Here is a 23,163-nt window from a genome sequence, read left to right as displayed (position 1 = left end):
AAACGTAAAAGAGGAAGCATCTTAAATGAGATGCTTCCTCTTTTACGTTTAATCTAATACTTTTCCCTTTGTTTCTGGTACACATAGTAGCATTGTAATTAACCCGATTGGGTAGATGATAAAAATCAAGGACAATGCTCCAAGTAGGTTGCCACCTGTAGCAAGTAAGCCAATAATAACAGGCCCAAATCCAGCTAGTCCACGTCCTGTACCGAAAATAAAGTTTTCGGCGGTAGAGCGAGCTTCAGCAGGATAGTTTTCAGCTAAAATTGCTCCAAATCCTCCCATCATTCCATTTGCAAAGAATCCAAGCAATGCACTTCCCCATAATAATAATGTTGAATCTGTGAATAAGAAGAAGTAAATGAGACAGTATACTGTACCGCCAATATAATAGATTGCAAAAGTTTTACGTCGACCAATTTTATCAGCTAGAATACCAAAGATTGCAATTCCAATTAGCATACCGATGGTAGAAATGAACATCCAGCCACTTGCTTTTGCTAATGTATAGTTATATTTATTTGCTAAAATAGTGGGCATCCATGTGAAGATTCCGTAATATCCGAAGTTTTGGATGAACGACATAATAATAAGACCAATTGTTGTAATTGTTACTTTTTTATTGGCAAATAACTTTCGAAGTGGAAATTTTTTTATATGTTTTAGTTGTTCTGCTTCAGTAGTTGTTAATTTACCTGCAGCTTCTTTTTGCAATAGCTCCTTTTTGTAGCGTTGTTTTTGCTCCCATATTTTCGGTTCACTTAAACTTTTACGGACATAGACAGCTAGTAAAGCTGGAATTAATCCAAATAAGAAAACGGCTCTCCATCCAAAGTGTGGGACAATAAATGCTGGAAGGAGTGAAGCAATCAGTACACCAAATTGCCATCCAAGTGCAACAACAGATGTCGCTTTAGCGCGCATTTCTTTAGACCATGTTTCTGTTACGATGGCCATTCCGATTCCGAATTCACCACCAACTCCCATTCCAACTAAAAAGCGCAGAATTAATAATTGCCAGTAGTCTGTTGCGAAATAAATGAGTGCGGTTGCTAGTGAAAACAGTAAGATTGTGAAGGCCATTGTACGAATACGGCCAAATAAATCAGCAATAAATCCAAATAAATAAGAACCAATTAACATTCCTATTGTGGTAGCTAAAGTTAAGTTTCCGCCTTCAACAGGACTTAAGTGAAACTCTTTTAAAATATAGACAAGTACGAACGATAATAGCAACATATCTAAACCTTCTGCTGCATATCCTAGCGCAGAACCAAATAATGTTTTATATCTTTTCGCTTTTGTCTCCTCTGTTGTTTGTTGTACATCAGTAGTGACGTTCATTATTACTCCTCCTTATTTTCTACAGTCGCTATGGAAGAATAACAAAAGGCCTTCTCACCTGATATGATGAGAAGGCCAAAAAAGCATACGTATCCCCAAGAAAAGAACATACGTATATTGTATTCCGACTTCCTTCTCAACCTCACGGGGTTGGGTTAAAGGACTGTATTATATTACTTTATTTTTAGCATTCTTCTATATGTATTGTCAAATAAAGAGGAAGTTATTATGTGTAAAATATTTCAAAAAACATTTCGTTCTTCTTGACGCCGACTTCATTATTTTCCCATAATAAAACTAACTAAATAAAAAGGAATGAATCAAAGATGCTAAATTTAGTACTCATGATGATTGAACGAGTCGGACTTATAGTTATTTTAGGATTTTTACTCTCTCATATTAAAACTTTCAGACGCCTCCTTCATAAACAGGATGGCTATGTAGATAAGCTTAAGCTTATTTGTATTTTTTCGGTATTTACAATTGTAAGCAATTACACTGGGATTGAAATAGCAGGAAATACGATTATGAATGAAAATTGGTTACAAGGTGTTTCATCATCGAGTACCATTGCGAATACACGTATTATGGGTGTTGGAATTAGTGGATTGCTTGGTGGTCCTATCGTCGGAATTGGGGTAGGATCAATTGCTGGTATTCACCGTTATATGCTTGGAGGGACGACAGCTCTAAGTTGTGCAATCTCGTCAATTTTAGCAGGTGTTATAACGGGGTATATTGGATACATTTTCAAAAAGTATAATCGTACAATTACTCCTAAGTTTTCAGCGATTTTAAGTGTTTTTATCGTTTCTTTAGAAATGATTATGATCCTATTAATTGTAGAGGATGGAATGAGCATTGTGAAAACAATTGCGATACCAATGATCCTTGTAAATAGTTTTGGAAGTTTTATTTTACTTTCTATGATACAAGCTATTTTGCGTCAGGAAGAGAACGCAAAGGCACTTCAGACTCATAAGGTATTACGTATTGCAGATAAAACGTTACCATATTTTCGCCAAGGCTTAACAGAAGAATCATGTAAGCATGTGGCACAAATTATTCACCGTTTTACAGGAACAGATGCGGTATCCTTAACAGATACAGAGAAAATATTAGCTCATGTTGGATTAGCATCAGATCACCATATTCCTTCACATAGTTTAATAACTGGTTTGTCGAAAGAAGTTTTACATACAGGGCAAATAATGAAAGCAAAATCACGTGAGGTCATTAATTGTCAACATGAAGGATGCCCTTTGCAAGCGGCGATTGTTATTCCACTAACTTCGCATGGAAATACGATAGGGACATTAAAACTGTATTTTAAAAATCCTAACCAGTTAAGTCGCGTTGAAGAAGAATTAGCAGAAGGGTTAGCAAAAATATTCTCCACGCAGTTAGAGTTAGGAGAAGCTGAGTTGCAAAGTAAATTACTTCAAGATGCGGAGATAAAAGCATTACAAGCGCAAATTAACCCGCACTTTTTATTTAATGCGATTAATACAGTATCAGCTTTATGCCGAACAGATGTAGAAAAAGCAAGGAAGTTATTATTACAGCTTAGCGTATATTTCCGATGTAATTTGCAAGGGGCACGTCAGTTATTGATTCCACTAGAACAAGAATTAAACCATGTACAGGCATATCTATCCTTAGAACAAGCAAGGTTCCCAAATAAGTATGAGGTAAAGATGTATATTGAGGACGAGCTAAAGACAACTTTAGTACCACCATTTGTTCTTCAACTATTGGTTGAAAATGCATTGCGACACGCTTTTCCGAAGAAGCAACCAGTATGTGAAGTAGAAGTGCATGTTTTTGAAAAAGAGGGTATGGTTCATTTTGAAGTAAAAGATAATGGACAGGGAATTGAGGAAGAACGTTTAGAACAATTAGGAAAGATGGTAGTTTCGTCAAAGAAAGGGACTGGAACAGCTTTATATAATATTAATGAACGTCTTATTGGATTATTTGGAAAAGAAACGATGCTTCATATCGAAAGTGAATTAAATGAGGGGACAGAGATTACTTTTGTTATTCCAAAAAAAGTAGGGGAGGAAGAACAGATTGTTAAAAGTATTAGTAGTTGACGATGAAATGTTAGCACGTGATGAACTAAAGTATTTATTAGAGAGAACGAAAGAAGTTGAGATAATTGGTGAGGCTGATTGTGTGGAAGACGCATTAGAAGAACTAATGCAAAGTAGACCAGATATTGTGTTTTTAGATATTCAATTATCCGATGATAACGGATTTGAAATCGCCAATATATTAAAGAAGATGAAAAATCCACCTGCAATTGTATTTGCTACTGCCTATGATCAATATGCGCTGCAAGCATTTGAAGTAGATGCGTTAGACTACATTTTAAAACCATTTGATGAAGAGCGTATTGTGCAGACATTAAAGAAGTATAAAAAACAAAAACAATCGCAAATAGAAACGAAGCACGAAATAAAGGGGACAGATGTAACAGTAGAGATGCATAAGTTAGCATTACCAATTGAAGAATCAATCGTACTTGTTAATATTGAAGATATTGTATATGTAGGACTTGTGGACGGAAAAGTGACAGTAAAAACAATGAGGGAAACATATGTAACACACGATACACTTGTGATTTTGGAAAAGAAGTTGCCGCAAGTAAGTTTCATGCGTGTTCATCGTAGCTTTATTGCAAATATTAATCATATTACTGAAGTTCAGCCATGGTTTAACTCTACTTATAATTTAATTATGAAAGAAGGATCAAAAGTACCTGTTAGTCGTACATATGCAAAAGAACTCAAGAAGCTGCTTCGTATTTAAGAAGCAGCTTTTGTATTTCATCCTTTTATATTTGTAACTGATTCTGTATATTTGACGTTCCGTTATGTAAACGCTTACTTAGACGGTTATCTCCTATACAATAAAGGTACCAAATCGAAAGAGGTGGCCAAAATGAGTACGAAAAAAGTATATAGTTTCTTATCACAAGCATTCATATTCTCAGCTATTATGTTAATTTCTAATATTATTGCAACACATTTACCAATTCCAATGCCTTCATCGGTAATCGGGTTAGTTATTTTATTTAGTCTATTATGTTTAAAAGTTATTAAATTGGAGCAAGTTGAATCACTCGGAACAGCTTTAACAGGTATTATTGGATTCTTATTCGTCCCATCAGGTATTTCAGTTATTAATTCTCTTGGTGTAATGGGGCAATACTTTGTACAAATTTTAACTGTAATTGTTGTAGCGACAGTTATTTTACTCGCTGTAACAGGATTATTTGCACAATTTATTTTAGGAAAAGATGAAAAAGAAACAGAAGATATAAAAGAATTGAAAGTAGTAAATAAAGGACGCAAGCACGGAAAGGTTGCGTAACCATTGTATTTATATATTGTTGGGAGGTAATGAACATGGCAAGCACAATGACTCCATATTTCGGAATCGTCGTTTCATTAATCGCATACGGAATCGGAACATTATTATTCAAGCATTCAAAAGGGTTCTTCCTATTTACACCATTATTCGTAGCGATGGTATTAGGGATTGTATTTCTAAAGGTAGGTAACTTTACTTTTGAAGAATATAATACTGGCGGAAAAATGATTAGTTTCTTCTTAGAGCCAGCAACAATTGCATTCGCTATCCCACTATATAAACAAGTTGATAAGTTGAAAAAATATTGGTGGCAAATTTTATCAGCTATCGTGGTTGGATCTATTTGCTCAGTAATTGTCGTGTTCATTGTTGCAAAAGCAATCGGTTTAGATACAGCAGTAATGAATTCAATGCTACCACAAGCAGCAACAACAGCAATTGCGTTACCAATTTCAGAAAGTATTGGTGGTATTCCAGCAATTACATCGTTTGCAGTTATTTTCAACGCAGTTATCGTATACGCATTAGGAGCATTATTCTTAAAAACATTTAGAGTGAAACATCCGATTGCAAAAGGTTTAGCACTTGGAACAGCGGGTCATGCATTAGGAGTTGCAGTAGGAATTGAAATGGGTGAGGTAGAGGCAGCGATGGCAAGTATTGCTGTAACGGTAGTTGGGGTTGTAACAGTAGTTGTCATCCCAATGTTCATGCCATTCATTGGATAGTAAAACTTACTTAAAAAATAAGAAAAGCAAGCTATTTGTAGAACAGATTTCTACTGATAGCTTGCTTTTTATGTTACAGTAGTGGTAAGACCTATTAAAAAATGTAAGTTTCCTTAAATCTTCATTAATACTATGTAGAATACGTTTTGAATTAGGTCATTGTATTGTAAAATAAGAAGTAGGCTACTATATACCTGGTAAGGTAGGCATATAATGAGTTTATAAAAATCTTAATATGAATGAATAATTAAAAGTAGAAAAGAGAGAGAAATCTACTTATTAACGTTTTAGTTTATAGGACAGGAGAGAGTATTCGTCGATTATGCAAATAAAAAACCTGTTTCAAAGCAAAGGATTTCAGAGGTTACTCGTATTAGTAATACTTGCTCTCGTGTTATACGGGCTGCAAAGTATGTTGAATTTAATATTAATTACGTTTATTCTCACGTATTTAATGGATCGATTCCAAAAGTTTATTTCACGCAAATTAGATCATTTCATGCCTATTAATCGAAAAATTATTATAGCATTTCTATATGTAATGTTAATTGGTGGAATTGCTATTACGCTATTTAAATATTTACCAGTATTGACGATACAAATTTCACAACTGATTTACCAATTCAATGTATTTTTAAGAAACCCACCAGATAGTGAACTAATTAAGTATGCAGTTAATGCTGTCAATCATATGGAGCTTTCTAAATATGTAGGACAAGGCGTAGACATTTTGTATAAATCGATTACGAATGTTGGTAAATTTGGCCTTCAAGTTTTACTTTCTTTAATTTTGAGTTTGTTTTTCTTATTAGAAAAATCTCGTATTGTCGGTTTTACTGCAAAGTTTAAAGAAAGCAGGCTTGCAATTTTCTATACTGAAATTGAGTACTTCGGAAAGAAATTTGCACGTTCATTTGGAAAGGTAATCGAAGCGCAATTTTTAATTGCTGTTGTTAACTGTGTTCTTTCAGTTATCGCATTATGGATATTAGGATTCCCACAATTATTAGGTTTAGCGTTAATGATTTTCTTGCTGGGCTTAATTCCAGTAGCGGGGGTTATCATTTCGTTATTCCCACTTTGTATGATTGCTTACAATATTGGCGGTATCATGTACGTTGTTTATATTTTGGTTATCGTAACAGTGATTCATGCGCTTGAAAGTTACGTATTAAACCCGAAGTTTATGTCGCAAAAAACAAATTTACCGATTTTCTATACATTTATGGTATTAATCTTCTCAGAACACTTCTTAGGTGTATGGGGATTAATTATCGGTATTCCAATCTTCATCTTCTTATTAGATGTTTTAGACGTGACAAGTGATGAAATGGAGAAGGATGTTGGAAAAAATAAAGTGAAGTAAAGAAAAAGCATCGATGTTCGGTGCTTTTTCTTTTATAATATGATGTTTCTTATGCCATACTGTAAGCAGAACATAGAATAGGGGTGAAGTAATGGCTGTAAATGAAAAGATAGAATTGGCTACATTTGCTGGAGGGTGCTTCTGGTGTATGGTTTCGCCATTTGAAGAGATGGAAGGGATTATAAAGGTTGTTTCTGGCTATACAGGTGGTCATAAAGAGAATCCAACGTATAAAGAAGTATGTTCAGAAACGACGGGACATTATGAGGCAGTACAAATTACATTTGATGCAAATAAAATGCCGTATGAGGAATTGTTAAATATATATTGGAGACAAATTGATCCGACCGATATTGGTGGACAATTCCACGACCGCGGACAGTCTTATGAAACGGTGATTTTTTATCATAATGAAGAACAACATAAAAAAGCAGAGGCCTCAAAAGAAGAGCTTGAGCAGAGTGGACGCTTTTCAAAACCAATTGCGACAAAAATACTACCAGCAGCTACATTTTATCCAGCTGAAGAATATCACCAAGGATACCATAAGAAAAACACATTCCGCTATGAGTTATATCGTAAAGGCTCAGGACGAGATGCTTTTATTAAGCAACATTGGCCAAAGGATAATGCTCATTTAAAAGAAAAGCTCAATGAGATGCAGTATTATGTAACACAGGAAAATGGTACAGAACCACCATTTCGAAATGAGTATTGGAACCATAAAGAGGAAGGTCTTTATGTAGACATCGTTTCAGGTGAGCCGTTGTTTACTTCTCTAGATAAATTTGATAGTGGATGTGGATGGCCTAGTTTTACAAAACCAGTGATGTCAGCAAGTGTGAAAGAAAAGATGGATGTGAGTCATAATATGACACGTACAGAAGTGAGAAGTAAAGAAGGAGATTCACATCTTGGGCACGTATTTCCAGATGGTCCAGGACCAAATGGCCTTCGTTACTGTATTAATTCCGCAGCTCTTCGATTTATTCCAAAAGAGGAATTAGAGAAAGAAGGCTATGGCGATTTCCTAATCTTGTTTGGAAATAAAAAATAACCTCGCAGTTAGCGAGGTTATTTTTTTGTTATTTTGTTTTTTTCTTTTTAAATTTGCTTAATACTTCATAAACGATTGGAACAATAAGAAGTGTTAATAACGTTGAACTTGTTAATCCACCAATTACCGTTACGCCAAGTCCTTTAGAAATTAAGCCACTACCTTCAAATCCTAATGCAAGCGGGATAAGAGCACCGATTGTTGCAATTGCAGTCATTAAAATTGGACGAAGGCGTGTTGCACCAGCTTCTAATAAAGCTTCACGTGTTGATAGTCCTTCATTTTCCTTATGAATAACGCGGTCGATAAGCACGATTGCGTTTGTTACAACGATACCGATTAACATAAGCGCACCAATCATTGCAGATACACTTAATGTTTCACCAGAGATTAATAAGGCAACAAGAGCCCCAATAATTGTAAATGGTAGCGAGAATAAAATTGCGAATGGTGCTAGGGCACCACCAAATGTAACGACAAGAACGAAGTATACAATGGCAATCGCAGCTAACATCGCTAGGCCAAGTTGCTTGAATGATTCTTGAATATCTTTAGTAACACCGCCCATAGAAACATCTACACCAGAAGGAAGATCCATTTTATCTACTTCTTTTTGTACTGCAGCAGATGCTTTTGAAACGTCATCAGATGTTAATTTGGCACTAACCTCTGCATAAACACGTCCATCTCGGTGTGTTACTGTATTCGATGTTTCACCTTCTTTTACATTCATAACATCTTTCACAGCTACTTCATTACCAAGTGGTGTTGTAATTTTGCGATTTGTTAAGTCATCGATTGTTTCATAATTTTGTTTTTCAGCTTCTACATATACATTGATATCTTTACCGTCTTTTTTAATTGTTGTCAGAACAGGGCGATCATGTTGATTAGAAAGTCCCATTCCAATTTGAGCAGCCGTTAAGCCCATTTTACTCAGCTTTTCTTGATCTGCGACTAAAGTGTACTCTGCATATGTTTTTGCAATACTAGAATCTATATCTTTTAAGTCTTTATTTTTCTTCATGATATTTTGAATATCTTTTACGACAGGCTTAATGTCTTCTGAGCTATCTCCATAAACGTATAGTTTAATTTCGTTACTACCGCCACTTGCTCCGAAGTCTTGGTTTTTCCATTCGCCTTTGCCAGACATCTTCTGTAAATCTTTAACGACTTGTTCTTTCTCTTTTTCAAAGTTTTTCGTGTCGTTATCATATTGCACGAAGAACATTGCTTGGTTTGATTGACCAGGACTCATTGGATTCTCTCCACCTAATGAGAACTGAATTGTTTTGACGTCTTTATTATCTTGGAAGTGCTTCTCAGCTTTTGTTGCAATTTTTTCAACGTCTTCTAACGTTTGACCTGGTTCAGGATTATATGTTGCAATAATCATTTTTTCTTCTTCAGAAGGTAAGAAACTTACACCGATAACTGGTACAAGTGCAAGACTACCAACTAATAGAAGGACAGCGATACTTGATGTAATAATTTTGTGATTTAAAGCCCATGCAAGTATGCGTTTATACCCATTTGCTAATTTACTTGGTTTTTCTTCATGATGTACTTCTTTTTCCCTCATGCTCTCTTTCTTAAATAAGGAATGAGCTAGCATCGGTACGATTGTAACTGCTACTAGTAATGATGCTAATAAAGCGAAGACGATAGTTAAGGCGAATGGTAAGAACATTTCACCAATCATACCTTTTACTAGTCCAAGCGGTAAAAATACAGCAATTGTTACAATGGTGGAAGACATAATTGGGATAAACATTTCTTTCGTAGCTTCACGAATTAAATCTTTTCCACGTAATTTCTCTTCTGATAACGACATACGTCGGTAAATATTTTCAATAACAACAATTGAGTCATCGACAACGCGGCCTATAGCAACGGTCATTGCTCCAAGTGTCATAATGTTAAGCGTAATATCCATTTGCTTTATGACTAAAACAGCAATTAATAAAGAAAGTGGTATTGAAACGACAGAAATTAACGTTGTTCGAATATTTCGTAGGAACAGCATAATAATAACAATCGCAAAGATAGCACCGAAAATTGCTTTGCTCAGCATTGTTTCAACTGATTTTTCAATAGGTGCACCTTGGTCGAATGTTGAAATGATCTCTAAATCTTTATATTTTTTCTCAAGATCTTTTACTTTATCTTTTACTGCATTTACAACATCAACTGTATTTGCATCAGAGGCCTTCACAATTTGAATTCCAATTGCTTCTTTTCCATTTGTTCGAGAAATAGATTCTGCTTTCCCAACTTCTTTAATGTCAGCAATTTCGTCTAATGTAACTGTTGGAATCCCGTTCATAGCAGCTGGATTCATTTGCGGCGTTTGTGCACCAGCGCCAGCATTTTGACTACCTTGACCGTTAGGTGAGGAAGGTATAGCTGGGATTTTAAGTTCTTTTAACGCTTTAATCGTTGTAATATTGCCATCTACAACAACTGATTTTTCCATGTCTTTAAATGTGTATAAGCCAAGTGGTAAAGATACATCCGATCCCTTAATCACATTTTTTACGGTATCTTCACTTAGTCCTAGTTCTTTCATTTTATCTTTCTTGAAGACAAGCTGTACTTCATCTACTTGTTGGCCAGCAATTTGAACAGATGCAACACCATCAAGTCCTTTTAATCCTGGTACAACATTTTTTTCTACATTTTCAGTTAAGGTAGCTAAAGATTCATTCTTACTTGCCACGCTTAACGAAATAACTGGAAAGGCATTGAAGTTTACTCGTGAAACTTTAGGATCTTTAACACCTTCTGGGAGTTTTACATTTGTGAGAGCTTCTTTAATTTCTGTTTCTGCTTTTTCCATATTTTTATCAAAATCGTATTCTACTTGAATAGAAGATGCGTTTTGAAAAGATGATGAACTCACAACGTTAACACCGCTTAAATTTTGTAGTTGTTCTTCCATCGGCTTTGAAACTTTATCAGCTACTTCTTCTGGTGTAGCACCAGGATAGACCGTAGTTACTGTCACAATCGGTGTTGTAATATCAGGGATTGTTTCCAGCTTCATATTGAGTCCAGAGTAGATCCCCGCAATAGTAACAATAATGGTTAGTAGCCAAACTGCGAACTTATTTTTTAACGAGAAATTGATGATTTTGTTCATGTTTGCGCTCCCTTTTTATTATATTGACCAACTGGTCAGTCTAATACATAATATAACTGACCGTTCGGTCAATCGTCAATAAAAAGAGATGGTATAATACATTTATAATAAGATGCGAGATTAAATTTAGGAGAGAAGATATGAAAGAAAAAGAGCGTTTAATTATAGAATCGGCTATGAAGTTATTTGCTACTAAGGGTGTAAATGCGACATCAGTGCAGGAAATTGTGACAGCTAGTGGTATATCTAAGGGAGCTTTTTACTTATATTTTAAATCGAAAGATGAGCTTTTATTAGCGACACTTCGATATTATTATGACAAAATCCAAAAGAAAATGCTGGATATTGAACAAGAGCCTTTATTACCACGTGAAAAATTTGAAAAGCAATTATACTTTCAGTTTACTGATGTGCAAAAACATAAAGAGTTTATTATTATGCATGCAAGAGAAAATGCCATTCCGTTTAATAAAGAAGTGGAAGAATTTATGATGCGGATGAAGTTAGAGTCTCATGCATTTTATCGGAATAGTTTATTGTCCATTTATGGTGAAAAGGTTATGCCATATTTATTGGATTTAGTAATTATGGTAGAAGGTATATGCCATGGTTATTTACAATTGATTATTTTAAATGAACCAAAAATTGATTTCATTCATGTTGCCTCATTTATTTTAAAAAGAGTAGACGATTTAGTAGAAGGGCTTCTAGAATCTTCGGAAGGGCCTGTTTTAAATGAAGCAAAAATGGGAGAATTTTTTTGTAGCTCAGAGCTTATTAAAGAACAAGTAAAAGAGCATTTTTTAAATGAAATTATTATATTAAAACGAACATTAGCAGACCAACTAGAAAATGATGAGGTTTTAGTTACTTTAGATGTTTTAGAATCCGAAATGAGAGTGCCAAATCCAAGGATTCCAGTTATTCGAGGGATGTTAGCGAATTTAGAAGCGTATAATGATTTGAAGGATTTTAGATTGAGGTTAGCTCGATATTACTATATAAATTGAGACTTTAATCAGTGGGATTTCATTCCCACTGATTAAAGTTGAAAATAGTATTTATTTTACATTTTGAAATTTATACATGTCACCATAAACGTTGGTGTCGTTGTATATAAACAATACAATATCTGCATTTTGTTCTTCTAGTTGCTGTTTCACACTTTTTCCTTGCGTGTAACGAGGGTCAATAAAAGTTGTTTTAGCAAAATTACGTGCGAATAAAGGATATGTAGCATCAGCATACGAATCTTTTAAGATAACAAGGTGTAAATCATTGTCTGCCTTTGTATTAATGATGTTTATTTCAGGGAAATCTGTTTGATAAACATTAGCATATCCAGGAGCAGGAACATCTTTTTCTTTTCCGTAAAACTGAGTCATTGATTCTTTAGCGGTATTATCTTTAATAGCACCGTAGTAAACTGTGTAGTCGTCCCAAGATTCACCGAAATTATAGCGGACATATGGGATTTGTACGGATGAAGTATCAATTAAGCGGTACAATTGATTATTCCAGCTACCAACAAACTTTCCTTTCGGTTTTTCCCAGTTAATAGTGTAGTCGTCTTTCTTTATTGGTTGTCCTTTATATTTATTTGAATGAGAATTAATAAAGTTCATCGTATCCTCATATGCATAAAAGGCACCTTCCATATTCCAATGATGATCTGTAGTTAAATACATTCGTTCTAGTTTTTCTTTAGTAAATCTTTCTTTAAACATTGGTAATACATCAATAATAGGGAATTTCGTTGCTGTCAATTTCTCAGCAAGGTGATCCCTAAGAATTTGTTCGTAACCAAGGTTTAGGTAAGAGGGAAGCTTATACTGTAACGCTGTCTGCTTACTAGGAACTAAAGAGAAATAGAATTCTGTTTGTGGAAAATCTTTTTTCAAAGTTTTTAATTCCTGAACACCAGCATCAACATCATTTAAATGATTTTCCATATTAGGTCTATTAAAAATAAATTGATCGTTTGTAACATGAATGTTATTTACAAATGTTCGATTCATAGAGAGTTGGAATTTTATATAGCTTTCAAGAAAGAGATCCCTAGGTCCAACATGGTCTGTAAAGTATGTTTCGATACCCTTGAATAACTCTCCAGTCTTTATAGTAGAAGCATTTACAGCAGGTCTAATAGCTAAGTTCCTGTTTTCAAATTCAGAAAATGTTTTTTTATCTATAAGGATAACTTTTGCTGTCCAAATACCCACCCCAAAAATAACTGTAAGGAACCCCATTATTAAAGTGAGGTTTTGAAATTTTTTCATAGTGAACCTCCTTTAAAAACGGAAATAAATAAATGGATTATAAGTTGCATTTGTTAGGAATACTAAAACAATGACTAGAATACTTAAATAATATACTGGCGATAAAACAGCAAATCTTTTTGTCGATAACATTTTTTGTAACCATGGGAATACGGGTGCTGCAGTAATAATAGCTAATAAGAAAATTCCCCAATAATTCATTATATAGAAGTAACTGTTAATATCTGTTAACGGACTGTTAAATCCGAACATGGATTTTAGGAATTCAAAGCAATAACTGAAGTTATCTGCACGGAAAAACACCCATCCAATAATAACTAAAAACATCACGTAAATATGTTGAAGAGGACTCCATAATTTTTGAAGCAGGTTTTCGAGTCCAGCTTTTTCAAGTGCAATTAGAATTCCGTAATAAATACCCCAAATCATAAAGGTCCAACTAGCACCATGCCAAAAACCGGTTAGTCCCCATACGATGAAGAGGTTACGATAAACTTTCCAAGTTGTAACGCGATTTCCTCCAAGTGGAATATAGACATAATCACGGAACCAAGAACCGAGCGAAATATGCCAACGACGCCAAAATTCAGAAATGGATTTTGAGATATATGGATAATTAAAGTTTTCTAGAAAATCAAATCCAAACATCTTTCCTAATCCAATTGCCATGTCACTATATCCAGAAAAATCAAAGTAAATTTGTAGCGTATAGGCAATGGCTCCCATCCAAGCTAATGATACACTCATATCAGAAGGATTCATTGAGAAGATTTCATCGGCTATAACACCTAATTGGTTAGCAATTAAAACTTTTTTACCCAAACCAATAATAAATCGGCGGACACCTTCAGAGAATTTGTCGGCATCAACAGTTCGCTGGTGTAATTGGTGAGAAATTGTATTATAACGAACAATTGGTCCTGCTACTAACTGTGGAAATACAGTAAAGTATAAGGCCAAATCAAAGATATTTCGTTGAGCATCGACTTTTTTCTTATAAATATCGATAATATAACTCATCGCATGGAACGTGAAAAATGAAATACCAATTGGTAAAGGTATTTTTTCAAGAACAATATTGGTATGTAAGATAGAGTTAATATTATCTACTAAAAAGTTTGCATATTTAAAATATCCTAAAATAGCGATGTTCATTACAATTGCAAACGTTAGTAATAATTTTCTTTGACCATTTGTGAAGCGACTATTCCCTAATAAAATCCCAAACCAATAGTTAACAAGGATAGAGAATAGCATTAGAAAAACATAAATGGGTTCGCCCCAAGCATAAAATACTAAACTAAAAAATAATAAAACTATATTTTGTAGTTCTTTGCGTACAGCATAATAAATTAAGAGTACGGCAGGTAAAAATAAACATAAAAAGACAAGGTTACTAAATACCATTTTAATTAATTCCTTTCCTATTTTATCTAAATAATACCAAAAATATCATTTAAATGTAATCATTAAAAAACTAGGATATTATTAACGTATTTAATTTTTTTATATTGTGAGAGATATAAAAAATCCTTGTTTATAAAAAAAGGCCGTCCCAAAATATTTTTAGGAACGGCTTTTTTACTGATAGGAAATAATTTAGTTGTTTTTTTCTGCCCACTCTTCAACATCCCAAACCTTTGTAATCCAATCTTTATAGAATTCTGGTTCGTGACATACAAGAAGAATAGTCCCTTTATATGCTTTCATAGCCTTCTTAAGTTCTTCTTTTGCTGTAACATCAAGATGGTTTGTCGGCTCATCAAATAGTAGCCAGTTACTTTCCTCGCCCATTAGCTTACATAAACGAACTTTTGCTTGTTCTCCACCACTTAATTGACTTAATGGGCGAGAAATATGTTCATTTTTTAATCCGCATTTTGCTAACATCGCACGAATTTGATGCTGGTCTAGGCCAGGGAATGTATTCCATACATCATCAATTGGTGTTATATTATCAGCTTTAACTTCTTGTTCAAAGTATGCAGGCTCTAAGAAGTCACCAAGACTTGTTTTACCGCTTAAAGGTTTAATTTTACCTAAGATTGTTTTTAGTAACGTTGATTTACCAACACCGTTACATCCAACAATAGCAATTTTTTCACCACGTTCAATCGTCATTGATAGCTTTGGTAGTAGCGGATGTGTATATCCGATTTCTACATTTTCACCTTCAAAGACGAAGCGACTACTTGCACGACTTTCTTTAAATGAGAATTCCGGTTTAATTGCTGTTTCCGGACGATCAATAAGCTCCATGCGATCAAGTTGTTTTTGACGACTCTTTGCACGACCTGTCGTTGAATAACGAGCTTTGTTCTTTGCAATGAAGTCTTCTTGCTTTTTGATAAACTCGCGCTGTTTTTCATAAGCGTTTATATGTTGATTTTTATTGATTTCTGCTAGTTCTAGGAATTTTTCATATGTCGCTGTATAGCGTGTCATTTTTGTGAATTCTAGATGGAAAATAACATCAACACATTTATTCATAAATTCCGTATCATGAGAAATCAATAAGAATGCATGTGGGTATTCTTTCAAATAATTTGTTAACCAATGAATATGTTCAACGTCTAAATAGTTAGTAGGTTCATCAAGCAATAACACTTCTGGCTGTTCAAGTAATAGCTTTGCAAGCAATACTTTTGTACGTTGTCCACCACTTAGTGCTGAAACATCACGATCTAAACCAATTGCATCAATTCCAAGACCACGTGCAGCCTCTTCAATTTTCATATCTAGTAAATAGAAACCACCTGCTTCAAGTGCATCTTGTATTTCTGCCATTTGCTCAAGAAGTTCTTCTAGTTCTTCTGGTGTAGCAGTTCCCATTTTTTCTGTAACTTCATTTAAAGCTTTTTCCTTTTCGAATAACGGTAAAAATGCATCCGCTAGTACGTCACGGATTGTACGCCCAGGCGTTAAAACAGTATGCTGATCTAAGTAGCCATAATGTGTGCCCGGTGTCCATTCTACGCGACCTTGGTCATGAATAAGCTGACCAGTAATGATATTCATGAATGTTGATTTACCAACACCGTTTGCACCAACTAATCCAACGTGTTCACCTGCTAATAATCGCATAGATACATCTTTAAATAATGTACGATCGCCAAATGTATGTCCTAATTTTTCAACTGTTAATAAGCTCATAGTATCCTCCGTCCAACTTGAAATAGTACCTTGAATCATGATACTAAATTCTTTCATATAATGCCATCATTTCAAAATGTATATTTTTTCAAAAGAAGTGTTTGTAAATGTTAGTATATAAAAAAGTTACTTCTACCTACAGAAGTAACTTTTTGGTTATGCCTTTTGTTTAACTTCACTAACTTTCTTTTCAGCTACAATAAAATGCGGTCTACGTTTTGTTTCATAATAAATACGACCGATATATTCACCAATCACACCTAGGAATATGAGTTGAATACCGCCAATAAATAGTATAGCGGAAATGAGAGTAAAGTAACCAGGAACTTCCACACCACCAAGGATGATTTGAACGAACGTAGTGATTACGTATAAAAGTCCTAAAATGGTTGTTAGTAATCCGAGATATATAGATAGACGTAACGGTTTATTATTGAATGAAATTACACCATCAATTCCGTAATTTAATAATTTCGAGAAGGTCCATTTACTTTCTCCATCAGAACGTAATACATTTTCATATTCAATGATTAATTCGTTATAACCAATCCAAGAGAATAAACCCTTTGAAAATCGGTTGTATTCACTTAAAGACACTAAAGAATCCACTGCTCTTCGACTTAAAAGTCTAAAGTCACCAATACCATCTACTAATTCAATATCTACAAACTTATTCATCACCTTATAGTAAAGACGAGAGACGAAAGAGCGAACAGGTGAATCACCAGTTCTTGTTCTTTTTGCAATGACTTGGTCGTAGCCTTCGTTATATCCTTCTAACAGTTCTTTTATTAACGTAGGAGGGTGTTGTAAGTCGGCATCCATAATAACAATTGCATCGCCTGTAGCATATTTTAAACCAGCTAACATTGCAGCTTCTTTTCCGAAGTTTCGACTAAATGATATATAGTGTACCGATGAATCTGCACTAGCTAAATCACGTAAAATATTTAATGTATCATCTTTACTACCATCATTAACAAAAACAAATTCATAATCGGTAGTTAATTTATGAATTTCAAGAGAAGTCTCTGAATAAAAGGCACGAAGCACCTTTTCTTCATTGTAGCATGGTACTACTATTGAAAGGGTCATGTTAGGACCTCCTTAGGTGTAATTTTAAAGTGGGCATGAAGTAAAAGTTAAGCAATCATCTTCAACTTTTACTTCACTTCATTTTAATACCTTTTTTTAAAACGACTTTTTAATTTTGAATATCTTTTCGTATCTCCAAGAACTAGAAGCGAGATGCAAATGATAAATGAAATGATAGAAATAACGAGACCCATTTTGAAATAAGGTGTGACGTATTTCATTTCAACTACATGTTGCCCTTTGGAAATAGGAACGCCAATAAAGGCGGAATTAGCCTTCGTAAATTCGGTTTCTTTACCGTCAACTTTTATTGACCATCCTTTACTATATGGTACCGATAAATATAGTAATCCATCTTTAGTGGAATTAATATCACCTTTTAAGGAGTTACCTTCATAGTAAATGTTTTGTAGGCTATTTTCTTTTAAAGTATTTACTTTTTTCGGGACAGTCTGATAGTTAGTACTGTTGATTTGTAAATCTTTCAACTCATATTGACCAGGAGTAGGAATAGAAATGATTAGCTCGGTTGGCTTTGCATCTTTTCCTAAGTTGTAAACAAATCTTTCTAACGGATAAGCATAAGCTCCATCTTCATTACCTTTTATCATAGATTTGTCATTCACGGTAACCCCAAATGATTCCTTGTTTATATTTCTAATTTTAATTTCAACAAGAAGATCACCTAACATATCGTTATTATCAATAGGTACTATTATACGCCCATTTTCATGAACAGTGAGTATATCTTTCTCTTTCTCTATATTTTCCCACTTCATTTTATTTGGATTAATCTTAATTTGTTTTGAATCTAGCTGTTTTGTATTAAATTGTTTTAGTGGGAGACTTCCAACATCATTTACAACTACAGCATCTAATAAAAGTTGATCTTTCTCGGCAAAATTAAGTTTTGAAAAGTCTTCATCACTTATTCCAGCTTCGTATACATAGCCTAATGGTAGTGCAAATTCATTTTTATAAATGTTGTAAGGACCTACTTGTTGTAAATGCGTATAGCCATAAGGAATTTCGGTTTTATTAGCACCTTCACTTAGTACATAATATTTTACCCCTAGCATGTTCTCAAGGAATAATCGTTTATCTAACTGGAAGAACATAGATGGGCTATCATATCCTTGGAAAACATTGTACTTATTCTTCATAAAGTCATGAATATGATAATTGACTAAGCTTTGATAAGTACTTGTACCATGATAACCTTGCAACATCGGCGTATTTTTATAATTATTGTTTGGATTGATAATTCGATAAAAATCTTTATCTTGATTTTGTATATAACGAATTGCGTCAATTTCATCCTTATTATCAAGACCTGGCCCGTGTAATGATTCTTTTGTCACGCCTGCTTGATTAAAGTGTTTACTAAGAGCAAAATCTGAATAGAAGTAATTAATAAATATTACATTGACGAGTACATTTAATACAATGAAACATTGTAAGGCTACTTTTGATAAATAGCGCCATAGTAATATGGTAATAATAGATAATACAGTAATGCAAATTAAAATGTTATCAATCGTTTGTAGTGGCTGTGCGTTTATATTTACTTTTCTATAGAATGCGTAAATAAATAATGCTGTTGCTAGTAAAGGACCTATTAAATAATTGACCTTCTTTTTGTGGAGTAGCATCCAATCTAAAATGTAGGCAACAGTTTGCGCAACCACAAATGCAAATAAGTAAAACCATCTGTGTTGCATGGCAGAAAAGCCATTAAATACGGAATACGTATATGGAAGCATATATAGCACTAACATAAACCCAGTAAAGAGTAATTTATTTGTGACAAGTTTATTGCGTATTAGAAGCGCGCTAGTAATAAGGAAGAGGATGAAAACAGGGAATGCAAGCTGATACTCCTCTGTATTATTAATGAAAAAGATACTTTCCATTAAGTTTTTATAAAACGTATCTTCAAAAAATAACGGTATAGTAAATTTTGTAGCGAGTCGATCGGAACTAAATACACCATTTACAGATGGTATAAAGCAAACAGCAGATAAACCTAGTGATAAAGCATATAGAAAAGAAATTCTAATATAATAAATTATAAATGTTTTAATTGTTTTGTTCTGCTGTGTAGCGAAATATTGGAAAAAGGCATAAATATAGATAAAAATACTAGTAATGAAAGCGAAATAGAAATTTGATGCAAGCATAAGTGCTGTTGCAAACAGGAATAATCCTTTTTTTCGCTCTAAAATATATTTATCTAATCCCCATATTACTAAAGGTAAAAACACTATAGCATCTGCCATGAAATCCCATAATAAAGAATGGCGAATGAAAGTTATACATCCTCCATATATAATGGCAGAAATGAAAGAAGAAAAAATAGTTTTATTGTGATAACGTAAAGAACCATACATGAATAACATAGCTAATGTACTTTTTAAAACACTCATATATAGTTTCAGCTCAAAGATTTGATCAAAATTTAGTTTAGGAAGTAGAAGCGTAAGCCAGAAAAATGGTGCTGTACTATAGTAATAACTAAATTCTCCGAATAAATCTCCACCTAAGCCATAATCCCAAGACCAAAATAAATTTCCATCTTTAAATGCGTGTTGTAAAAGGAATGTAAAGAAACTGAATTGTGATAATGCATCTCCCGTACTAGAAAATACACTGTCTGATTTTAGGAAAAAGTAATGAAAAGCAAATGCACATATTATTAATAATGGAATAATAATAAGTGTGCTTTTAGTGAAAAATGTTCTTTTATTTACTTCTGAAGTCATTAAATAAATAAGCCTCCTTAAATGCAATTGCCACATTCTTCATCTCTAGTTATCTTTTTAGGATGAAGAAAAACTATGTATGAATCGGCGATTTTTAATAGTATTAATAAAGTGTTTATTTGTGTAATTTATAGTAAATTTAGGGTGTTTGTAGTTAATATTTACATGAAGAATTAACTATGAATTACCTTAATAATAGGTGTTTTACATCTAGTGCTGTTCGTTTCCAAGTATAATCATTCCAGAAAGGCAAGTCAATTTAAGATATAGATTGAAAAAAGGCCATTTTCTAAGTGAAGAAGATAAAAATAAAAACTTCAAATTTAATTTGAAGTTTTTATTTTTATTTATTTTCGAGCCAGCTTTTTATTTATAAATCCTAAAATCAATCCTCGTATTTGTGGATCGATTGCAAGACCGATAATCCCGTATAATATACCAGTAATTGTTAAAGCAACTAGTGGCGGTAAGGTAATTAATATTGTACGGTATAGAATATAGCTTAATATAAAGGCTAAGGTATTGAATATAATCCCTTTAAATAGTAACGAGAAGCCTTTACGAACAAATAGAGTGAATCCGATCAATAACGTAATCTCGGTAAGGATAGCGGCAATAGCGGCTCCCATCATTCCGAACTGACTACCTAAGACGATGTAACTTATAATGGCAGTAGCTAGTCCGATTCCCATTGTTGTTGCACGTTTCCATTGTTGACCAATGGTCGTTAAATTATCAGCAAGTGGATAGTTAATAGATTGTAAAATGACCATAAAGGCTAAAATGGCAAGAGCATCACCAGCTGGCGCATACTCTTCGCCTAATAAAGTAACAATCCAAAAACTTGGATCAGCGATAAATGGAATGGAGATTCCCATCCCTAAGAAAGACATTAGTTTTAATTCAAACTGAGATAGTTTTCTATGTTCATCAATATTCTTTTCATTTCCAAAAGTAAATAATTTTGGATAGAAGGCTGCTGCAATTACACCAGGTATTTGATAAAGGACTGCAGGTATTTTCGATGCAGCTCCAAAGAATCCAACTTGCTCATACGTCGAAACTTTTTCTAATATAATAGGGCCTAACTGTGGTAAAAGCATAATAATAATGCCATTGATTGTGAAAATCAGCAGTTGATCTAAAATCCCTTTGTCCCAGCCCTTATGAACTGTCGTATGGCGGAGTACCATTATGAAGGCGATGACTCCTGTTACAAGACTAGATATCCCATACATAGCAGCGACCGTCATAAGTGACCATTTCAACGACATTCCTAGTAGAAGCGCAGCTGCGGCTGTTATACCTTGTAGTACAGAAATAATCGCTGTAAATTGCATACGTTCTGTTACTTGGAAATAAGCCATTCCAACGCCTTGTAAAGTTGCTCCAAACATTGTTGGTAGTACAACCCAATATACCATGGCGCGTAAGTAGGCATCAGTATAGAAGAACTGAGCAAAAATAGCGAAGAGTACAGAAATTACGACAGCTAATACGAAACGAATGCGTAAATAACTACTGATTAGTACACTAATATTTGCATCCTTTCTCGTTCCTTCACGCATAAACGTATGTGTCAAACCTGCATCTGTGAAATAACAAATAACAGCGGAAACTGCTAATGCAGTTGTAAACATCCCATACTCACCAGGAGAAACGTATCTTGCGAAGAGAATCGTCGCGATAGCAAGTACAAATCGAACAGTAATATTTCCTACAAATAGGTAGGAGGCATTTTTAAGAATCTTATTTGTTTTCATGAGAAAAAACCTTTCTATTCTTTAGGACCTTTTTCGTTTGTCCTATTTGTAAATTTGATTTGTTTACGGAAAGAGAGATGAGTACTATATTTTCAGTTTAAGAAAACAGAAATTTAATTCGCACAAACCAAAGCATTGCATATAGTTTTTTACTACGCTTTCCGTTTTTTGAATAGATTTTACGGCAATATTTCTTTATATCTTTTTTGATTAATTGGACTTGGGTATTATTTAATTGAGAGTTTTCCTTAATGTATATACAAGCATTATTGATAACCGTATAAGGGAATAAATAAGTCTCAAGAATCTCAATAAGTGACTGAGGGTCTTTCGTAATGAAGTCTTGAGATTTATTATGTACCCAGTCTTTCATACGATTGAATACTTCTAGTTCTTTAGTTGTTTTTAATTCGTAATCTTTATATTTAGAAGAAAGATTTCCTTCGGATAAGATTCTATAATATGTTAAATATTCATCGACATAGCATACATTTGTCACACTCATTAGTTTAAATAAAAACTCCAAGTCTTCTCCCCAGCTACATCCTGGTGTAAAACGGATATTATGATTCATTGCGATAGAGCGTTTGAAAATCCAAGTACTTGTTTGAGCAACAACTTGGTGTGTTAAGAATGCTTTTGCCATATCACCTTTAATAAAGTTTGTTGTATGCTCAACCTTTTCGCCTGTTTCTTCGTAGAAATTCATATAACCACAATAGCACGCATCCATGTTGTTTTTATGCATACTCTCGATTTGTTTCTCAATTTTAGTTGGATGCCATAAGTCATCACTATCAAGGAAAGCGACGTATTCCCCGCTAGCATTTTCAATCCCTGTATTACGAGCTACTGAAACGCCTTGGTTTTTTTGGTGAACGTATTTTACTTGCCCCGGATATTTTTCTGCAAGATTTTTTACGATAGAAGGTGATTGATCTTTACTTCCATCATCTACAATTACAATTTCAATGTTTTTATATGTTTGATCCAGTATTGACTGCATTGTTTCTTCAATATATTTTTCTGTGTTATACAGAGGTATGACAACAGAAACAAGTTGTTTTTGTTCCATCATAGAATTTTTATC

The 23,163-nt window shown here is 33.9% G+C and carries 16 protein-coding genes and 1 pseudogene; 8 read left to right on the top strand and 9 right to left on the bottom strand.

What is annotated here, in order from left to right; genetic code table 11:
* Nucleotides 1-48: 48 nt before the first annotated feature.
* Nucleotides 49-1,347 (bottom strand): MFS transporter, encoded by a 1,299-nt coding sequence (locus tag C3Y97_RS27425; RefSeq protein ID WP_001103412.1) that lies wholly within the window; start codon nt 1,345-1,347, stop codon nt 49-51.
* 326 nt (nt 1,348-1,673) lie between these two features.
* Between C3Y97_RS27425 and lytS the strand changes: the two genes are divergently transcribed.
* The 7 genes and pseudogenes from lytS (at nt 1,674) to msrB (ending at nt 7,876) form a co-directional block, all read left to right on the top strand.
* The gene (gene lytS / locus C3Y97_RS27420; protein ID WP_000933565.1) at nt 1,674-3,443 is read left to right on the top strand and encodes a two-component system sensor histidine kinase LytS; all 1,770 of its coding nucleotides are present in this window, start codon (nt 1,674-1,676) and stop codon (nt 3,441-3,443) included.
* Nucleotides 3,421-4,161 carry a LytR/AlgR family response regulator transcription factor gene (locus tag C3Y97_RS27415; RefSeq protein WP_017657608.1) on the top strand — a complete coding sequence of 247 codons (741 nt, stop codon included), beginning with the start codon at nt 3,421-3,423 and terminating at the stop codon, nt 4,159-4,161. Before lytS ends, C3Y97_RS27415 begins: the two co-directional genes overlap by 23 nt.
* A 132-nt stretch (nt 4,162-4,293) precedes the next feature.
* Nucleotides 4,294-4,725, top strand: coding sequence for an antiholin-like murein hydrolase modulator LrgA (gene lrgA, locus C3Y97_RS27410; protein WP_000104900.1), 432 nt, complete (start codon nt 4,294-4,296; stop codon nt 4,723-4,725).
* Nucleotides 4,726-4,760: 35 nt separating this feature from the next.
* Nucleotides 4,761-5,453 (top strand): antiholin-like protein LrgB, encoded by a 693-nt coding sequence (lrgB, locus tag C3Y97_RS27405; RefSeq protein ID WP_000168869.1) that lies wholly within the window; start codon nt 4,761-4,763, stop codon nt 5,451-5,453.
* 322 nt (nt 5,454-5,775) lie between these two features.
* A complete protein-coding gene (locus C3Y97_RS27400) occupies nt 5,776-6,819 on the top strand; it encodes an AI-2E family transporter (RefSeq protein ID WP_001166010.1) in 1,044 nt (347 codons plus the stop codon).
* A gap of 91 nt (nt 6,820-6,910) precedes the next feature.
* A pseudogene (gene msrA / locus C3Y97_RS28235) lies at nt 6,911-7,378 on the top strand (peptide-methionine (S)-S-oxide reductase MsrA); the annotation flags it as partial.
* A gap of 45 nt (nt 7,379-7,423) precedes the next feature.
* A complete protein-coding gene (gene msrB, locus C3Y97_RS28230) occupies nt 7,424-7,876 on the top strand; it encodes a peptide-methionine (R)-S-oxide reductase MsrB (RefSeq protein WP_224201069.1) in 453 nt (150 codons plus the stop codon).
* Between the two features lie 28 nt (nt 7,877-7,904).
* On the opposite strand, the gene C3Y97_RS27390 is transcribed toward msrB, so the two are convergent.
* Nucleotides 7,905-11,021 carry an efflux RND transporter permease subunit gene (locus C3Y97_RS27390; protein WP_136363724.1) on the bottom strand — a complete coding sequence of 1,039 codons (3,117 nt, stop codon included), beginning with the start codon at nt 11,019-11,021 and terminating at the stop codon, nt 7,905-7,907.
* Nucleotides 11,022-11,161: 140 nt separating this feature from the next.
* Between C3Y97_RS27390 and C3Y97_RS27385 the strand changes: the two genes are divergently transcribed.
* On the top strand, nt 11,162-12,031 hold the full coding sequence (locus tag C3Y97_RS27385) for a TetR/AcrR family transcriptional regulator (RefSeq protein WP_000659635.1): 870 nt from the start codon (nt 11,162-11,164) through the stop codon (nt 12,029-12,031).
* Nucleotides 12,032-12,082: 51 nt separating this feature from the next.
* Here C3Y97_RS27385 and C3Y97_RS27380 read toward each other — a convergent pair whose 3' ends face one another.
* The 7 genes from C3Y97_RS27380 to C3Y97_RS27350 form a co-directional block, all read right to left on the bottom strand.
* The gene (locus C3Y97_RS27380) at nt 12,083-13,300 is read right to left on the bottom strand and encodes an alginate O-acetyltransferase AlgX-related protein (RefSeq protein ID WP_000714499.1); all 1,218 of its coding nucleotides are present in this window, start codon (nt 13,298-13,300) and stop codon (nt 12,083-12,085) included.
* 12 nt (nt 13,301-13,312) lie between these two features.
* Nucleotides 13,313-14,707, bottom strand: coding sequence for an MBOAT family O-acyltransferase (locus tag C3Y97_RS27375; protein ID WP_000232078.1), 1,395 nt, complete (start codon nt 14,705-14,707; stop codon nt 13,313-13,315).
* A 192-nt stretch (nt 14,708-14,899) separates the two neighbouring features.
* Nucleotides 14,900-16,453 carry an ABC-F family ATP-binding cassette domain-containing protein gene (locus C3Y97_RS27370; RefSeq protein WP_001986897.1) on the bottom strand — a complete coding sequence of 518 codons (1,554 nt, stop codon included), beginning with the start codon at nt 16,451-16,453 and terminating at the stop codon, nt 14,900-14,902.
* A 156-nt stretch (nt 16,454-16,609) separates the two neighbouring features.
* Complete coding sequence (locus C3Y97_RS27365) at nt 16,610-17,548, bottom strand: glycosyltransferase family 2 protein (RefSeq protein WP_000175826.1); 939 nt, start codon at nt 17,546-17,548, stop codon at nt 16,610-16,612.
* A gap of 83 nt (nt 17,549-17,631) precedes the next feature.
* A complete protein-coding gene (locus C3Y97_RS27360) occupies nt 17,632-20,310 on the bottom strand; it encodes a YfhO family protein (RefSeq protein WP_071740972.1) in 2,679 nt (892 codons plus the stop codon).
* A 347-nt stretch (nt 20,311-20,657) separates the two neighbouring features.
* Nucleotides 20,658-22,073, bottom strand: coding sequence for an oligosaccharide flippase family protein (locus C3Y97_RS27355; protein ID WP_000856146.1), 1,416 nt, complete (start codon nt 22,071-22,073; stop codon nt 20,658-20,660).
* Nucleotides 22,074-22,170: 97 nt separating this feature from the next.
* Nucleotides 22,171-23,151: a glycosyltransferase family 2 protein gene (locus tag C3Y97_RS27350; protein WP_000970527.1), complete on the bottom strand. Its 981-nt coding sequence runs from the start codon at nt 23,149-23,151 to the stop codon at nt 22,171-22,173.
* Between the last annotated feature and the right edge of the window lie 12 nt (nt 23,152-23,163).

This window comes from Bacillus sp. DU-106 (genome assembly GCF_004799705.1).
Taxonomy (GTDB): Bacteria; Bacillota; Bacilli; order Bacillales; family Bacillaceae_G; genus Bacillus_A; species Bacillus_A cereus.
Note: the sequence above shows the minus strand (reverse complement) of the source record. Positions and strands in the feature narration are given on the sequence as shown.

Bases quoted from the DNA above. Each gene is read 5' to 3' on its own strand.
- C3Y97_RS27425 (WP_001103412.1), bottom strand. From the start codon at position 1,347: ATGAACGTCACTACTGATGTACAACAAACAACAGAGGAGACAAAAGCG.
- lytS (WP_000933565.1), top strand. From the start codon at position 1,674: ATGCTAAATTTAGTACTCATGATGATTGAACGAGTCGGACTTATAGTT.
- lrgA (WP_000104900.1), top strand. From the start codon at position 4,294: ATGAGTACGAAAAAAGTATATAGTTTCTTATCACAAGCATTCATATTC.
- lrgB (WP_000168869.1), top strand. From the start codon at position 4,761: ATGGCAAGCACAATGACTCCATATTTCGGAATCGTCGTTTCATTAATC.
- C3Y97_RS27400 (WP_001166010.1), top strand. From the start codon at position 5,776: ATGCAAATAAAAAACCTGTTTCAAAGCAAAGGATTTCAGAGGTTACTC.
- C3Y97_RS27390 (WP_136363724.1), bottom strand. From the start codon at position 11,021: ATGAACAAAATCATCAATTTCTCGTTAAAAAATAAGTTCGCAGTTTGG.
- C3Y97_RS27385 (WP_000659635.1), top strand. From the start codon at position 11,162: ATGAAAGAAAAAGAGCGTTTAATTATAGAATCGGCTATGAAGTTATTT.
- C3Y97_RS27380 (WP_000714499.1), bottom strand. From the start codon at position 13,300: ATGAAAAAATTTCAAAACCTCACTTTAATAATGGGGTTCCTTACAGTT.
- C3Y97_RS27375 (WP_000232078.1), bottom strand. From the start codon at position 14,707: ATGGTATTTAGTAACCTTGTCTTTTTATGTTTATTTTTACCTGCCGTA.
- C3Y97_RS27370 (WP_001986897.1), bottom strand. From the start codon at position 16,453: ATGAGCTTATTAACAGTTGAAAAATTAGGACATACATTTGGCGATCGT.
- C3Y97_RS27365 (WP_000175826.1), bottom strand. From the start codon at position 17,548: ATGACCCTTTCAATAGTAGTACCATGCTACAATGAAGAAAAGGTGCTT.
- C3Y97_RS27360 (WP_071740972.1), bottom strand. From the start codon at position 20,310: ATGACTTCAGAAGTAAATAAAAGAACATTTTTCACTAAAAGCACACTT.
- C3Y97_RS27355 (WP_000856146.1), bottom strand. From the start codon at position 22,073: ATGAAAACAAATAAGATTCTTAAAAATGCCTCCTACCTATTTGTAGGA.
- C3Y97_RS27350 (WP_000970527.1), bottom strand. From the start codon at position 23,151: ATGATGGAACAAAAACAACTTGTTTCTGTTGTCATACCTCTGTATAAC.